Raw genomic sequence first — 16,294 nt, forward strand, 5'->3', positions numbered from 1 at the left:
TTTCTGGATGTGCGCATATTGGAGCAGCTTCGGGACCCATGAAAATAGTAGAAGAGAAAGTGACTGTTGATGAGGTTAAACAATGTATTGCACCAGGGCCAAAATGCAGCGTAGTCGTTAGCTTTTCAGATGGTACTCAGGAAGAGTCAATTACCACTTTTTCTAGAGTAAAAGTTGGTGACGTGTGGGTTAGAGATTGTCGCCACTACCCAGAAACTGGCGCTACGTATTGTAATAAATTTTGGCGACGTCAGTAATGAGTGACATCGATAATTGGGTATTGTGCTTGGTTTGTGCCAACACTGATTCCAGTTGGCTGAACTGGATGATACTCAAGCCGAAGGAATAGCCTAAGGTTCATGATTCCTGATGCTGCATATGATGCCTCGTTGTTAACGGCTGCTGCGCTTATGGTCCACATTTCAGTAATTTGATAGTAGTTTGGTGTTGGCGATCCTGCTGGAATGTATACGTACTCCTGAGCGCCAACACTCATTAATACTGCACACTTTCTGCCTGCTGGAGTTGGATGCTCAATATATGACGGTTGCCCATCATCAACATCCATCATCCCAACAATTTTCAAATAATTGCGCGAAGAATCGAAAAACAAGTTTCCGCTAGCATCTCTCATCTTCAATTTTGGGCCTACCGTACCAGCAACCGAATAATCAAAAATATAATAAGGAATGGTATCAGGGGCGATAGAAAAAATGGTAAATGTAAACGTGTTACCTGATTTAACGCGCTGGTAGACTGCCGCTGGCGCAGTTTCTTTTGGTATTAACGCTATCTGAGGGTTATTCCCTGAAACTATTACCGTTCCGACTGATACAGTTCCATAGTAGTTGGTATTACGGACGGTTGTTACATTACCTTTTGTTAGCAATCCTAAGTTTTTGTAGGTATTGTCAATTTGAATGATGTTGTTGTTATTTCTGACTCTTAGCCCGACTGCCATTAATACCTCCCATAGATTAATATTCCATCTGGTAAAATATTAATCGAAGGACTGTTAAATACCCACGATATGACATTACCGCTAACGCTGAAAGCTGGTGCATAAACACTGCCGCTAGATGGATGAAATTGGTACCAAATAGCGCCACCAAACGTAGCATCAACCGTGACAGATCCTGTCATGGTTTTTACTTCTTGCTCACCAATAATACGAGCAAACCTATCGGAAAAATCGAAAGTAATATTACCACTTTCATCGCGGATCCTTAGCGCTGCTGTCATGACAAATCCAACCCAAACTCAACTCGTGCGATGTTATTACTATCGTAGATAACCAATCCAGAGTTTGTTATTTTCATTCGATTTCCTGCAGATGTCCCATTAATTTCAAAAGTACCGTCCTTATACAGCTTCCAACCACTAATGTTTTGCACATAGTTAGTTGATTGTAAAGTGTCACTAATCTTAGCGAAATTAATTGTTGCATCACCAATAATCGCTGTGTTGATAAATACTTGTCCACCTTGGACAACAAATGGTGTTGTGATGGTTGATGAGCCAGTGATCTGGTTTATTAATGCAAACCTACCAACGTCAAATAAAACTTGCGACTGCATACCTTCTGGCGTGTTCTCAATGCCTATAGACATACCAGCACCATAGTATTTACCGTCGGCGGTCACACCAACTTTTACTGAATACATCGCTTGCAGCTTTCCATCTAACGCTACCAAGGCGGTTGATGTTTGCTGCACAGCTGAGGACGCATCATTTGCAGTTGCCTGTACTGTACTGATATTTTGAGCTAAAGCGCTGTCAGCATCTGCCCTTGCACTTTGCTCTTGCTGGATTGCAGCGGTATTTTGATTTGCTTTGTTATTAGCTGCATCGGCACTAGATTGCGCCGCCGAAGCAGCATTATTCGCAGCAGTAGCTGATGCTTSTACTGTCGTAATATTTTGAGCTAGAGCACTATCTGCATCAGTTCGAGCGGTTTGTTCCTCTTTTATTAGTGCAGCATTTCCAGCGGTTGTAGCTGATATAGTGATGAGCTGATTTGCCAATGACTCATCTGCAGTCGTTCTTGCTGTTCGTTCTGCAATAATCGCCGCGGTATTTTGCCCAAGAGTGACGGCGACGGCATCAATACTCTTAGCTAATGCTTCATCAGCTGATGCTCTGGCATATTGTTCAGACCATACGCCAGCAAATACCATTGTTGTTCCGGCATTCCAACTGATGTCACCTGCGAGTGGTGGGTTAACTTGCGCATAGATGCCATCGATTCGTGATGTTTCTGCCGTCAATTTCCCATCAATATTTTCTATTGATGATTCAACCGTATCAACACGCAACGTTAACGCCACCAGCGCTTCACCAATAGATGAGTATTCACCTATTTTCGTCCAATACGTTGCATTAGTTGGCAATGTACCTGCAGGCACATCTTGTTTTGCTGTATAGAGTTTGCCTTGATATTTTACTAGCTGGCCAGTGAGATAGGCGGTACCGCTATCCCATTCTGCTGCACCAGTGATATCGGCAATTTCAGCCTGCATTTGCTCAATTTGATTTTGAGTTTGATCTAGCGTTGTTTGTATATCGGGGATTTTATCGGTTTCAGTTTTTAGCGTAGGGATCAGCTCTATTTCACTGAGCAACTCCTGCCCTAGTGCTGAAGATGTAATGCGCTCGCTGAAATACGCATCATATTGAGATTGGTCTGTCGATGATTGTCCGCTGATAAATCCTGACCATGGCCCAACGTTGCCAGTGCGATCGACTAATCGAGCCCTAAACCAAAAATTAGCGCCTGCACTTAATCCCGTCATGGTGTGAGTTGCAATTGGGTAAGCAAAATCACCCAATTTAATCATGCCGCTTTCGCTGTTATTGGGCCCGTACTCAAGCTCGGTACGAAGCGTGTCTTCTGCTCCTGCAGGGAATAACCAATTTAAGCCAATACCAAACACTAATGGTGTGGCAGTGAATGAAGCTACTGCAGGAGGCAAGCCAGTTTTACCAGAGATGTTGGTCAGTTCAGAGGACTTGGGTACCGACGAAACATCGACAGAGTTAATCGCACGGACTCGAGCAATATATTGGCCAGTGTAAACGCCGCGGATATCAACTGATGTGCTGCTTGTTTTTGGCAGTTTAATCCACTCGCCAGAGTCTTTTCGCCATTCCACTTCATAAGCAACCGCATTTTTTGCGGTCGCCCACTGAATAGTCATAGTGGTAATAGAGAGTGTTTGCTCGGTGAATACGGTCTGTGAAATGGTGACAGTAGCCGGCGCTTCTTGGGCACCGATTGGCAGCTTGCTTATAGGGCGTTCTTCTAACCGTGCGCCTGTATCGATATACGGATATTTGCTTGGGTTATGCTCAACTGCGGTGATCTCGTACTCTATGCTGTCGCTGTTGGCTTTGGCGACACGCAGAACTCTAAATTGCTGCAGCTTTAGCTCGTCTGACTCAACCGACCATAGCAGTTGCGGCAGTGGTGTTTCGCTGTATTCGGTTGTTACTGCTACCACACGGCCATTAACGGCCTCAATAGTACGCGCCTGCGCTTTACCGCTGGGTAAGTTGATGATGAGGCGATCATTAACTGCAATTGTGGCCGCACGGTCTAAAGTGATCTGCTTGCCGTTAACCGCCGAGATTCGACCACCAATGCGGCTACCTGCAATCAATTGATCTGCTATGCCGATAACGAAGCCAGGTAATGGGATGCTGCCATCCATGCCAACTTTAAAATTGACGGCACGGTCATTGTTATTAGTATAAATAGCCCACTTGCCACGGCGTTGCGCTTCTGATTCACGGGTGCAACCTAAGGCCGATAATTCGACCACGTTGTCGCCATAGCGGCGCTGTAATGGTTGATCTGATACTGAGGTAACATCGGATTCATAAGCGTTATCAGGGTTATCCCAGCTGATTAATGCTCGAGTGTATTTCACCTTTTCGCTACTGGATGAATAGCTAAACTTGCCTTCGATCACGTTGGCATTGGTGTAGATAAAATCCATGTCACGCGGCATGTCAGCAACTGAGTACATTTGGCCGTTTGACCAATAAGTCATACCCCGATAGATAGAGGCCAAATCGCGCAAGACCTGCCACGCTTCGGTAGCTTGCTGGATGTATATATTACAGATATAGCGAGGCTCCATGCCGCCTTTGCCATCAGGAACCAGCTGATCGCAATACTGAGCAATCTGGTAAAGCTCCCACTTATCTACCAGCGCAGCATTGATCCTGCGACCAGTGCCGAAACGGTCATCGAGGATGATGTCGTAACTCACCCAAGCAGGGTTATCGGTCCATGCAATTTTAAAGCTTCCATCCCACACTCCAGCGTAATCACGAGTCAGTGGATTGTAGTTAGTGGGCACCTTTACTTTGCGCATAAAGGGCTCGCAGGAGATCACTGGGATGTTTTGGAATTGGCTGGCGTCGAACTCGACATATAACAGTGCCGTATTGGGGTACTTTAGCTTGCGGTCAATCACATCGGTTATGGCCGCAATTTGCATTAAATCAGCGACACGATTGTTATTTTGATTTGGGGTAAGTCGGCGAATACGGATTTGCCAGCTGTTACCCGAGGGTAAATCAATGCGGTGGCTGCGCTCATAGGGTTGAGTGGTTTTGCCGTCAACCGCGGTGCTTAATACGGTTTGATAGCTACCGCCATCGGTAGATAGATCAATGGCGTACTCAATTCGATAGCCGTTTACATCGCCGTTATCGAGTTGTTGTTGCAGTGCTGGCCAGCGAAAACGCACACGTACAGCAGAGAGTAATGAGTTCGTGATGGCTCGGGTATAAGGCTGATCTGATTTTAACTCAATGCCTAAGGCCACCTCGTTTTCTACTGATGGCAGTCCGGGGATGTAAGTTTGATGCGCAGTGCCTGGGCGAAAGTCCCAAATAACACCGGGGAAATTTTCGGCGCCATTGGGATCCAGTAGTGGCGTACCATCTAAAAACACATTTTGTCCGGATAATTGGCCGTCAAACTCACCTTCGCCGATCGCCAGTAAGATTTTGGCTTTCGCAATTGAGCGCAGGTCATCAGGTGATTCGACTGGCGAACGCTGCTCACCTTCCCCACCTTTAGCGCCATGAATAGTCAATTGTTGATTTAATGCAGGAATACCCATGCTGATTATTGCTCCTGTTGACTGCCGCCGCCATTGCCACTACCCGATTGGATTGGGCGTTTTGATGTAGCAATATCTTCGGCATAAATGCCTGCACTAATAATGGCGCCACCAATGCGGCGCTTACCGTAACCGATGCCGACGGGGTTACCTGCTGCAGTTGTGTTAACTGCTCCACCAAAGGCATAACTTGGGGCGTTCTCTGCGGCTTCCCTACCCTTCAGTCCTTTGGCTTGAGGTGAGAGCATTTGCACCACACCACCAGCAACCAGACCAATACCCGCTTGAACTAGCCAGCCTTGTCCAAAATAAGCACCAACGACGATCATCACAGCACCGAGAATCGTTTGGAGAATGCCACCACGCTTGCTGCCACCAATGACAGGGACAATACGAATTTCAGTCGTACCTGCTAAATCAAATTCATCGACCCCTGTATTATGTCCATTGCGAAAAATGGCATAGCGCAGCCCAAGCTTTGCTTGTTCTTTAATAAACAGATCAAATCCATGCAGGGTATTTTTTAAAGCGCTAAAGGCTTCATTTGTAGTGCCCGTTTCTAGTTGGCGCTGGTGAACGCGGCCGAACTTAGAAGCCAAGGATCCAGACAGTTTTATGGTAGTGGTTTGATTTATACGCATAGTGATTCCAGCGATAAGGCATGAATTTGAGGCAATAAAAAAGCCACCTGAAGAGGTGGCTTTAGTGGCGGGAATTTTTATAAATTTAATATAAGATAAAAACCCATATTTTATTTTCTATTATCTTTCAAATATTCATTAGAAAATTTTTTTACAATATCAGTAATAGCTTCCATGTTTTGTGAAACCAATGAATCTTTTGGTCCGGTAACAGATTTTGAGTAATTCCACGTTGTTACTATTTGCGGCGTATTCGATGATCTTCCGCCTCTATCTACCAATGCTTTTTCATACAAACTAGCATCTATTACTGAATAATAACCTTGCAGCTTACCTGATACTGTGTACTCAAAAAATGAACGCACATCAATGCTTAATACTGCATCAACACTGTCATCTTTATTTGCTAGTGCAACACCATAAGTTCGAAGTAAAAGCTCAACTTCTGTTTTAACTTTACTATCAGTTAATGATGCACTTATGGCATCATCAGAAACCATTGCTGAAACTATAATATTTCCAACACCAATAAGCTTTGAATCACTATCTGCATTAACCATATTTGCATAAAAAAACACTATCAAAGATAAAAAAACTAATTTAATGTTCGACATTTTCAACCCATTAGTTAGATTTATAAAGAATTACAATTTACTACTATGCCAATGACATAACTGACTGTAAAGTTTTTAGCCTATTTCTGAGCATAACGCACAATCACCCTTGTATTGCGCTGCCAGTACCCGCCGTAAATATCGTAGCGGCTAAGGCGACCATAGAGGTGGTGCAGGATTTTACCCTCTCCGACATAAACAGCGGCGTGATTGACTCGCTGACTTTGAATTTGCATTAAGATGCCGTCACCAATTTGCAGATCGGCAAGATTGATATTGGTTTGTGCTACAAATCCCGCTTTAGCAAAGTTATCGAGGTAAAGCTCTTGCTCACCTTCCCACCAACCGTCTTGGCGCTCAAAGTCTGGCAATAAAATGCTTTGAACATCGTGATACCAATCGCGAACACAGCTATAACAGTCCCATACTCCATGCACAAACGGACGATCTAACAAAGGTTGACGTTCACCCGTTGGCACCATAGAGCGTAAATCCCCATCAGGCCAACTGAGAATATGCCAAGGTAGTCCACTGGCTTCACACATGGCGATATCACGCTGGCTAGGCTTGCTACTCGCATCTGGGTGGCTGTGACAGATGCCTATGATCTGCCCTTGTTCTTCAATGGCAGCATATTGCAGTGGATCAATCACAAACTCATCGGCTTTGTTGGTTGCTTTGTTATCGCATGGCACATAACAAGGCTTACTGCCTTGCTGGATGATCAGTCCACAGCATTCATTGGGGTAGCAGTTTGCCGCATGCTGAGTAAAAGCATGCAAGAGTGTTTGATGCATAGTGACCTACTTTGGTTGTGTTAGACCATTTTGCCGACGGCGGGGAAATGCTTGATCAATGTTTGATGGATGCTTGACTGCTTGCGCTTGTTTAACGCATATGGCTTAACGCATAGCCGATCACTTAACGCATAGACTTAACGTATAAGCCTAACGCTGGGGAATCCGCCGTGGGGTAACTCTTCGTTTTCGCCAAAGCGTAAAGTGCAACCGGCTATCGTGCCAGAGCATTGATCCACTGCAGGGTTGTCAGTCGGCTCGTCATCTTCGGTAAACATAGCTTCACCCGTGTAACCACAATCTGCGCCACGATATTCACCGCGTTGACACCATGAGCAATAGGCAGTCATTTGTCGGCCGATTTTTTGGCCTGACAAGTCTGCAGGGTTAGACAGCTCAAACGTGACGGCGACATTATCTTCATTTACTTTTTTATCAACGTACCAAATCTCTACCGCCTCTTGCGTTGGATCCGCTTCGCTATTGCCTGCTGGGAAGTTGGCATCATCAAGGTATTTTGCGAGTGTTCGGCGAATTGTGACCTTTGCTTGTTCCATGTTCTGAAAATACAAGCACAAGGCGCTGATACTGCCATCGATGTTGGCAACGGTTAACGTTGGTGTGCTGGGTGAGCCATCAGAGTTAACTTCCACCCCTTCTAACTGCGCTGGCCATGCACTGTATTGCTCGCCTTGCCAATGGATGATGCGCGCGGGTAAATTTGGTTGATTAAGGTCTGCATCTGAGTACGGAATATTGTGGGCATGAAAGCGCAGGATATCGGCGCCAAAGTCGGTACCATCGATTTCGTAGAGAATAACCTCATTGCCCGGTTCGAGGGTTTGAATATCAGCACTAAGCATCGGCAGCACCTTTGGTCCAGAGCTTACCCTGCTCGATAATCGCCAATGAATGCGCCTGGCGAATCTGCTCCACAGTGACGGCCGCTTCGGTGTTATCTGCTAAGCGCCAAATAGTGCTTTCAATCCCTGCATCTTCTGAGGCGTGAATTGCAGCCAGCATTCTGCGTTGTGATTGCTCGTCACCATCAAAGACTAAACTATCAACCTCAACAGTAATTGAGTTAACGGCCACAGTGCGTTGAGTGCGGAATAAGTATTCATCAATGCTAATGCCATCAATCAATATTTCAGTGCGATATTGCTCAAGGGTTTTATGTCGTGGCCGTTCTGGCATCGGCTCAGCAAATAATGGCTGCTCAATGGCTTGGTCTTGTGAGTCTAGCGCTAATGCTGGCGCATTCATCTCAGCATCTGCTTTACGCGCCAGCCAATCTTGATACTGCGCGAACCAATCCCATTGCTGCGTGATGGCATATAACCCGATAAACTTATCGATCACATGGTGCATTACCGGATTAGCAGCATGTAATTGAGTGACTAAAAGCACATCGGCCAGAGCTTTTGACTCTGGCCGATGGCAAATTACTGGTTGATTGTGCTCATCGAGCTCAGGTGAACCCGAATCATCGAGTTCGTGAAACATCGTTAAATCTTGCATAGCGAACCCCAAGAATTAGATATTGTTCTTAATCCAGCCGATTGGCTCTTTAAGTTTAGCGGTACCCACTAAAACGGTATTACCGTTAAGGTCTGTTTTGGTTGACTGGTTATCGACAATCGTCACTTTGCCATCATCGCCCCAGTTAGTACCGTTATGCTTAAGCTCGGTATAAGCGTAATGAAGGACTGCTTGCCGATTGATGTTGGCAGGATAGCTTACCGCTTTAAATGCCGGTGAATTATTTGCTGGCGCACCAAGTGTTGACGCTGAATGAGTAACCCCATCAAAGCTTGACGCAGAAGTTAGCTTTTCGTTGCTATCAATGGAACACGATAATAGCGACTTATTGTTAACTGATATTCCTGAATTATTTTTCAGCACTTTCCGAATTAGCGCCTCACCAAGTAGAGCACCATTAGCAGGTTGATAGTCAGATGAAGCAAGTACGTTAGATGGTAATAAACCGTTAATTACTGCATTAGGTGCATTCTCAGTTTGCTTAGCGAAGGCTTGGTATTGATGTATTGCAATTTTTGCGCTATTTACCACTACATGGTTATGAACTTCATTTAAAATGTTTGAAAAAGAATTACCAGCTGCAGACCATGATCCGCTTGATAAAACAAGAGTTTCAGGTACACCAAGTGATTTCCTTGTTAGCTTGGCAGTAGGGCCAACTGGGTTAATCCAACTCCCTAGCCATCCGTTGTTAAATAAGCTTTCTGACATTATATTTGCAGGAGTAGCTATTACATCAGTTTGAAGAAACGAACCTCCAACATAAAAACTAACTTCTTTTCCTGCAATCAGATAAATAACATCCCCAACTGAAGACTCAGTATAAGGCATTATTGATGCCCCTCCGCTTGCATCAGATGTGTTTGGTAGTCCGCGAGCAGTATCAACTAAAGAAAGATATATTGTATCGTTTTCTAAAACAGGAACGTACCCAGCTATATTTTTTGTCTCATTAAAAAACATTGTGTGAGCTTTATCAGCAAGAGCAGAAAGAGATGATGCTCCAGCAAGCCTGACATAATAGCCTCCTAGGTATGCACCTATCTCGCTAACAGTGAATCGATGAACTCTTGTGAATATTTCCCCCTCAAATCCTCTGTATTTACCGATTTTTATTTTATGATTCGCATCAGAAAAATCACTAAGAGACAAGCTGTTAGCTGAGTAGCGCATATCGCGACAAACGCCGCCTTGTCCATTAGCGTAAATAGCATCACAAACACGTTTGTCAGGTCTACCTGATTTTCCGTTTTCTATTTTTGCAGTATAAACTCCGTTTGCACCGTCAATAAAAAAGTTAAAACAGTCTTGCTTGGTTGTGTAACCAGTAAAGCTTGCGTTTCTTTGGTAATATTTTAACCAACCTACACCTTGCACAATATAAGTAGATGCCCCTGATGGGTTAAGACTTAAGTCATAAGCTCCTGCGTTTATGCGGTTTACGTCCCCAATATAAAGTAATTTAACCCCTCCTTTTATCCATAGATCTCCTAGCAAATTTTTTACGTATCCTTGCTCAGAAGGGGAAGTCACCCCATTAGTTGTTCCTGCAAATGAAATTGAATAGATTTGATGCTGGTAAAGTTTTCCATCAACCCCAATAAAAGTGGTGTTGTTATTGTCAGAAAGTACTATCCGTTTTTGTTCGTTAGTAAGGGAAAAGAAGTTTATTGGTGTAGATACCCCCCTCAAACCTCCTGGGTAAATACTTGGGTTTTCTTCTGATATTTCTACTATTTCAGTCTCTAGCCCATAAATATCAATTCTTTCAGAAAGTGATACAGATATTGGCGGGTTTGGTAGTGATATTGAATACTCAGTTGTAAGATTGAATATTACACCATCAATATTTACAACTGCGTTATCTGTTTTTGAACTACCAACCCCTCCAGATTTACCAATAAGCAAAATGTTAGGAGTTGTTAAAGATGTATATAGTCCGCTTTTAGCCTCATTAACTTGTTTTCCATCTTCATGGTTACCAAAATGCACAAAACCACTTGCGGCATAGCGCTCTTTATTTGCATTGCGGTTTGCATCAAACTGCGCTTGTGACATGGCGGCAGCGAGTACTTCTGTAGCTATAAAGTTGCGGTTAACCTTTTCAAAAGCGGTACGGGCGGTATCGCCACCCGTGCCTGCTGGCTGGGTGCCAAGACTGATAGTTTCAAATGCCATGTGTTTACGTCCGATAGCGAAGTGTTAAGGATGAAATGATTGTTCAAAAATGGCAGTGATGCGGTACATGCCACCACCTAACGGGGTGTTTGTTTGCTGAGTCACTTTCCACAATGAGGCGGTACCGAGGGGTGGTGTCCACGAAAACGACTTAAAGCCTTGGTGATCATCAAAGAATGCGGTGATCGCTTCAGCTGTGGCTTTATTTTTGGTAAACGTCAGCGGCCAGCTTTGAACTTTACTGTTGATACCATCGCCAACTGCCTGACTATAACCATCGCCAAACTGTGCGGTGCGGGTGCGATATTGGGTATCGCCTGTGGCACCATTGTCGGGTGCCCATGTGAATAGTTGCGTCATTAGCGATAACCTCCAGCCATAGTGCGGCCAATTTGACCATTAGGGCGTAAATCCTTCGCCAATAGATCTCGATATTTTTGCTCGACAAATTTACCCAGCTCGCTGCCGAACTGACTTAATGCAGGGGTATCGGCTTTGGTGGTGGCATTGCCACTTTGATCTATGTTGACCTCAACATGCACCACGCCAGCGCCAGCCGTTGCCGAGACTGGCACTCCGTTATAGGCTGCGCCGCCAACTATGCCGCCATTGGCGTAGCCTTTATTGCCTTTGCGCATGGCTTCCACTGTGGCCACGCCGCCAGCGGCTGCTACATCACGCTGCGACCAAACGACCTCACCCTTGTGAACAATGCCTGCAGGCTCGTACTTGCCGCCAGCTCCGGTGTAGCCACCCTCTGAATGACCATTAGCCATCCAATCTTGATAAGCTGACCCTGTGTAATCTGATGCAGAGCTTCCTGCACTTGCACCACCAGAAATAAAAGCGCCGAAGATATTGCCAATAAGACCTGCGGCAGCTTTAGCCATTGCTATTTTTGCCATGTCAGCAATGATGGATTTAGCGAGTCCGGCAAAGTCAGCCTTACCCGTCATTACAAAATCGGTAAGCGCATCGGTCATACCACCAAAAGCACCATCCATGAGAGTTTTAGTTTGTCCTGCCATGTCAGCCGCGGCATCAATGTAGTTTTGCATTGATGAACGGGCGCCATTAGTCCAATCGGCTTGCTTGGCGTCGAGAGCAGAATAGTATTCATCCTGAACGGATAAACGTGCGGCTAGGTTATCTTTCAGCATGGAAAGCTGTTGCTGATATTCTTCGTCGGTAGTTTTACCTGCGAGGTTATCTGATAACGCTTTGCCCTGAGCGCGTTCGATATCTCGCTCAATCCCTTGGCGATCACCTAAGCGTTGTTGTGCTTTGTCACCAAGGCCAAAGGTGGCAAGTTTATCGGCGTTGCGCTGTTGTTCTGCGGCTAAGTTGGCAGTGAGATTGGCGCTGTAGCTTTGCAGTCGGATAAATTCATTACGCTTTTTAAGTTCTTCATCGAGTGCAACGTTCTTTTCGAGTTGAGCACGGATCACTGATTGTTCCGCTAACAAACTTTTTTGTTGTGCGGTAAGTACATCTTTATTTTTGATATCGGCGATTTGCTGCTCAAACTGCACTAATTCTTTTTGCGACTGAGTAAGCTTGATATTTGACTCTAGCTGACCTTGCAAGCCTGCTTGAGTTTCGCGCAAACGCATGAGATACGTAGTGGCCGCGTCGTCAGCAAAGGCTTTGGTCTTTTTAGCGGTGTCTTTAAACTTTTCCTCTATCGAGGCGAGATCACGTTTAATTTTTTCAGGTTCAAGCAAGGCACTATTAGCATCGGCCTTCCGCACCTTTTCGATATTGTTGTTATATTCCTTTATTGCCTTAGTGCGCTTTTGCTCATTGGTGAGGGTTTCCTCGGTCACCTTGGCAATGGCATGCTGAGCCTCGATTGAGTCTTGGTTGATCTTTGCCCGTTTTGCTTGTTCTTGTGCGAGTTTATCTTCTAGCTGGATTTGCTTAACGAGCTCATTACCTTCCGCCTGCAGCTTAGATAATAAATTTTCACGGCGAGTTGACTCAAAGCCTGAACCTTTGCCTAGAGAAACTAACTTATTAATCTCTTTAGCATTATCGGCTAGTCGTTCTTTTAGTGTATCGATACGGCCAATATTAAGCAGTTGATCCCAAGACTCAGAAGCGCCCGATTTGATCGCCTTCCATGCTTTTTCTATGCTGCCAAGATTGCTGGTGATCTCTTTAGTTCTTTGGCTAATGGCATCGCCATAGGCTCTAAAAGCTAACTCTGATGCCTCGGTGCTTTTACCCGCTTCCTTAAGCGCTACAATCTGCTCATATACAGATGCAGTGAGGAAGTTATATTTTTTATTGAGTTCTTCAGCCGCTTTAACGGGATCATCAGCTAGTTTGGCAAACTCGGCGACCGTATCGGCGACCGCTTTGCCAGTGACATTTTCCATTTGTATTGCAGCACGGCTCACAAGCTCTATTTGGCTGGCGGTAAACTTGCCTGTATTCGCAACCTCAGCTAATGCAGCAGCAGCTTGGCGTTGTGTGCCGCTAATGGCATCAATGCGCTTGGCGGATTCCATCAATTCGTTTGAAGTGGTACCTGCAGAATTGCCCGTCAGTATTAATGCATTACGTAGTCTATCTGCCTCAATACTGCCTTGGTAATACGCCAGCGACATTACGCCAGCGGCAGAAGCTGCAATGGTGAATGGGTTAATTAATCCCAGTATGTAGCCGCCCATGGCTTTAGCTGCTGGGCCCACGCCGCCAAACATATCTTTTAACTGACCGCCTTGCTGTAAGAACACGGTCATGGGGTTTTGACCACCTTGGAGCGATACGGCGATATCAGTAAACTGGGCAGGCAAACCACGAGTCACAAAGGCTAATTCCTTTGCTGACTTTCCATTTTTATCAAACTCAACACTAGTCTTACCCACCTCACTACGCATCTTGGCAATTTTTTGCGTGTAGGAATCATATTCCGTTTGGCCTAAGTTTCCGGCTTCACGGTGGCGACGAAGCTGCTGCTCCATTTTGTCTAATTTGCTGTATTCAGCAACCAGAGGATCAATCTGGCCCATAAGCCTATTGAGCTCAGCTTTTTGCTTTGCTGCGGCAGCTTCGGTTTTAGCTAATGCGCGCTCAGCTTTAGACTGACCTTCAACAAAGCTGCCCGTTTCGGCAACCATGTTTAGCGTTAGTGTGCCGAGTGACTTATTTGCCATGGGAATTCCTGCTTGGTTTAAGGGTGTTTGGTGGCCGTCCTTGGCCTTATTGCTACTAAATTGAATTATTTTTTGATGGCACTAGCTTTTAGCATCATAAGCACGTCATCAACTGTGGCTTCTTGCTGCGGCGCTTCATCCAACTGGCTGAACAACATGAAGTGTTCAAGATCGGCTTTGCCGCCGTGAATGATATTGAGGTGGTGCATTTGCGCTGCGGCAATGCGTTCTTGCCGTGCTTGAAGGCTTAAGGGACCGAACTTTGCTCTGTAGGCGATCCAGTTGATGACTTCTCGGTGCGTGAGGTTTTGCTGGGCTTCTTCGATGGTTCGTCCGCCAACGCCTGCGAGGACGAGTTCGTGCCAGAATTCGTCGTCGGCGGTAAGGCTTTTGGGTCAGGTTTAAGTCCTAAACCGTTCACTTCGTTAATCGCTCCGATTAACGCCATACCAAGTGAGTCGCAGATTGGGCCATGGGCGTCATTGCCTAGAATGTCGTCAATCTCAAATAAGGGTTTGCCGTGTTCATCGACAATACTGGACACAATGCGCGAGGTGAGCGAGTCAATACCACTGTGGTAGTTATTGGCTTCTATATTAGCCGTGGCGAATGACTTTTTACGGATGAATACCGATGCGGTGCAAGTTTCGCCAGCGGGGTTTATCCAAGAAATTTCGCGGAGTTCTGGCTTTGCGGGAGAATAGGAACCCGACTGAATAAGGCTAGCAACACTTAATTCCATGATTGTTCCTTTAGGATTAAGTTAAGACGGTTAAGAAAAAGCCCACTGATTAAGTGGGCTTAATTCAGGTTAATCAGGCTTGCCTATGATTAAGGCGTTACGGAGGCAGGCACTAGAATCGGATCGCCTGATACCTGAATTCCGATAGTGGACTTAACCACATCGTTTTGTGCAAACGTAAATGGATAGGCCGTCATGAAACCTTCGAAGGTGATCCAAGTGCGGGTTGTGGGTAAAGTGAAGTCTTTAGTTGTGACGGTTGGCGGAGTGCCAACAGCATCACTAAAACCAATCGCCCACTTAATGGTTGTACCTGCGGTTTTAATTTGGTGCAGGCGTAGGTGGCTTGGAATTCGTGGGTCGATGTTGATACCAAACGTTGCCGCGCCAGGTGATTTCAAACCTGCTACAAACTCACGGGCCATGGCTTCTAATGGCGTGGTTTCGATGGGATCAACTGGGCTGTCAATACCATCAATACTGGTCACCGCGATGACGCCTAAAATGGAATCATCTGCCGGATCGATTGCATAGAGCTGGGTGCCCTGCGTTTTCATACTCATGTGTGTGCTCCTAACAATAGCCTTGCGGCAGATACAAAAAAGCCCCTGCGGTTGCAGAGGCTTTGGGTTTTATGAAATGGTTTTAGTGGGCTAGCGTGTGACTATCCAATCGATGTCAAAGCTGTGACGATAATTGCCTGTTTCTTTGTCGCGACTGTCGCCGTTGTAATTGGTGGTATAGGCCTCAAGCTCAGTGGCGAAGCGAATTGCATCACCCACATCATTAGCCGAACTGCCAGAGTCGGCATATACATCAACTTGCAGCGCAAAGGTGTCGGTATCGGGTCTGCCTGAGATATAGTTTTCAGGGCTACCGCCGATCACTTGCCAAACCGCATAAGGTTTGGCTACGTTTTGCGGCGCTTGGCCAAAGGGATAAAGCCTTGTGGGATTGGTACCGAGTAAGTCAGTTACCGCCGTGCTTTCTCGGCACACGACAAAAATTGGCGCCATACTCATGAAAGTGCCTTATCGAGTTCTTTATCAAATTCAACCGTAAAACGGCCGATCACTTGATTGATGTTATTGGCCAGTGCTGGTCGCATAAATGGCTGTGCTTGGGCATGTTCGGTACCGAACTCGACTAAATGCCAGTGTGGGGTATTACCGCGCGCGCCCTCGTCGGCGTTAGGTGTAGGAATGCGTCCGCGATTAGTGGAAATACCCACTCGATACATGATCACGCCTTCGCGTTGAAATAGCCGGCTAGCAAACTGCAGTGTGACGTTGTCGCGAATGCGCCTGCCTGTTTTGGGGTCGTCCACATTGAGTGAGTTTTCTTGAGCCGCTTTTTTAACTATGCCAGCGGCTTTACGCAGCGCGGTACGAGTACCCGTATCAAGCACGGTTTGGCTAACCTTGTTCATTTTGGCTTTAACTTCTTTTAAGCCAATGAGACTGAAATCGAATTTTGCGGCCATC

At 45.7% G+C, this 16,294-nt stretch carries 16 protein-coding genes; all 16 read right to left on the reverse strand.

Annotated elements, in window-relative coordinates:
• Nucleotides 1–250: 250 nt before the first annotated feature.
• The 16 genes from L5M40_RS14905 to L5M40_RS14980 all read right to left on the reverse strand — a co-directional run bounded on the left by L5M40_RS14905 (nucleotide 251) and on the right by L5M40_RS14980 (nucleotide 16,293).
• The gene (locus tag L5M40_RS14905) at nucleotides 251–961 is read right to left on the reverse strand and encodes a hypothetical protein (protein WP_263256838.1); all 711 of its coding nucleotides are present in this window, start codon (nucleotides 959–961) and stop codon (nucleotides 251–253) included.
• Nucleotides 961–1,242: a hypothetical protein gene (locus L5M40_RS14910; protein ID WP_259523987.1), complete on the reverse strand. Its 282-nt coding sequence runs from the start codon at nucleotides 1,240–1,242 to the stop codon at nucleotides 961–963. Before L5M40_RS14910 ends, L5M40_RS14905 begins: the two co-directional genes overlap by 1 nt.
• Entirely contained in the window at nucleotides 1,239–5,135 is a 3,897-nt protein-coding gene (locus L5M40_RS14915) for a phage tail protein (protein WP_263256839.1), read from the reverse strand. Before L5M40_RS14915 ends, L5M40_RS14910 begins: the two co-directional genes overlap by 4 nt.
• Nucleotides 5,136–5,140: 5 nt before the next feature.
• On the reverse strand, nucleotides 5,141–5,776 hold the full coding sequence (locus L5M40_RS14920; protein WP_263256840.1) for a tail assembly protein: 636 nt from the start codon (nucleotides 5,774–5,776) through the stop codon (nucleotides 5,141–5,143).
• 110 nt (nucleotides 5,777–5,886) lie between these two features.
• A complete protein-coding gene (locus L5M40_RS14925) occupies nucleotides 5,887–6,390 on the reverse strand; it encodes a hypothetical protein (protein ID WP_263256841.1) in 504 nt (167 codons plus the stop codon).
• A gap of 80 nt (nucleotides 6,391–6,470) precedes the next feature.
• Nucleotides 6,471–7,187: a C40 family peptidase gene (locus L5M40_RS14930; RefSeq protein ID WP_263256842.1), complete on the reverse strand. Its 717-nt coding sequence runs from the start codon at nucleotides 7,185–7,187 to the stop codon at nucleotides 6,471–6,473.
• Nucleotides 7,188–7,324: 137 nt separating this feature from the next.
• Entirely contained in the window at nucleotides 7,325–8,050 is a 726-nt protein-coding gene (locus tag L5M40_RS14935) for a phage minor tail protein L (protein WP_263256843.1), read from the reverse strand.
• Complete coding sequence (locus tag L5M40_RS14940; protein WP_263256844.1) at nucleotides 8,043–8,708, reverse strand: hypothetical protein; 666 nt, start codon at nucleotides 8,706–8,708, stop codon at nucleotides 8,043–8,045. The genes L5M40_RS14935 and L5M40_RS14940 overlap by 8 nt, the downstream gene beginning before the upstream one ends.
• Nucleotides 8,709–8,723: 15 nt before the next feature.
• Nucleotides 8,724–10,907 (reverse strand): hypothetical protein, encoded by a 2,184-nt coding sequence (locus tag L5M40_RS14945; protein ID WP_263256845.1) that lies wholly within the window; start codon nucleotides 10,905–10,907, stop codon nucleotides 8,724–8,726.
• Nucleotides 10,908–10,931: 24 nt separating this feature from the next.
• Complete coding sequence (locus tag L5M40_RS14950; RefSeq protein ID WP_263256847.1) at nucleotides 10,932–11,267, reverse strand: phage tail protein; 336 nt, start codon at nucleotides 11,265–11,267, stop codon at nucleotides 10,932–10,934.
• On the reverse strand, nucleotides 11,267–14,068 hold the full coding sequence (locus tag L5M40_RS14955) for a phage tail tape measure protein (protein WP_263256848.1): 2,802 nt from the start codon (nucleotides 14,066–14,068) through the stop codon (nucleotides 11,267–11,269). The genes L5M40_RS14950 and L5M40_RS14955 overlap by 1 nt, the downstream gene beginning before the upstream one ends.
• Nucleotides 14,069–14,133: 65 nt before the next feature.
• Nucleotides 14,134–14,277, reverse strand: coding sequence for a hypothetical protein (locus tag L5M40_RS14960; RefSeq protein WP_087486469.1), 144 nt, complete (start codon nucleotides 14,275–14,277; stop codon nucleotides 14,134–14,136).
• Nucleotides 14,278–14,315: 38 nt separating this feature from the next.
• Nucleotides 14,316–14,810: a phage tail assembly chaperone family protein, TAC gene (locus L5M40_RS14965; RefSeq protein WP_263256849.1), complete on the reverse strand. Its 495-nt coding sequence runs from the start codon at nucleotides 14,808–14,810 to the stop codon at nucleotides 14,316–14,318.
• A gap of 89 nt (nucleotides 14,811–14,899) precedes the next feature.
• Nucleotides 14,900–15,373: a phage tail tube protein gene (locus tag L5M40_RS14970; protein ID WP_263256850.1), complete on the reverse strand. Its 474-nt coding sequence runs from the start codon at nucleotides 15,371–15,373 to the stop codon at nucleotides 14,900–14,902.
• Nucleotides 15,374–15,463: 90 nt separating this feature from the next.
• Complete coding sequence (locus L5M40_RS14975; RefSeq protein WP_263256851.1) at nucleotides 15,464–15,832, reverse strand: DUF3168 domain-containing protein; 369 nt, start codon at nucleotides 15,830–15,832, stop codon at nucleotides 15,464–15,466.
• Nucleotides 15,829–16,293 carry an HK97-gp10 family putative phage morphogenesis protein gene (locus L5M40_RS14980; RefSeq protein WP_263256852.1) on the reverse strand — a complete coding sequence of 155 codons (465 nt, stop codon included), beginning with the start codon at nucleotides 16,291–16,293 and terminating at the stop codon, nucleotides 15,829–15,831. Before L5M40_RS14980 ends, L5M40_RS14975 begins: the two co-directional genes overlap by 4 nt.
• Nucleotide 16,294 lies beyond the last annotated feature (1 nt).

The organism is Shewanella sp. SM68 (genome assembly GCF_025653925.1).
In the GTDB taxonomy this organism is placed as follows: domain Bacteria; phylum Pseudomonadota; class Gammaproteobacteria; order Enterobacterales; family Shewanellaceae; genus Shewanella; species Shewanella oncorhynchi.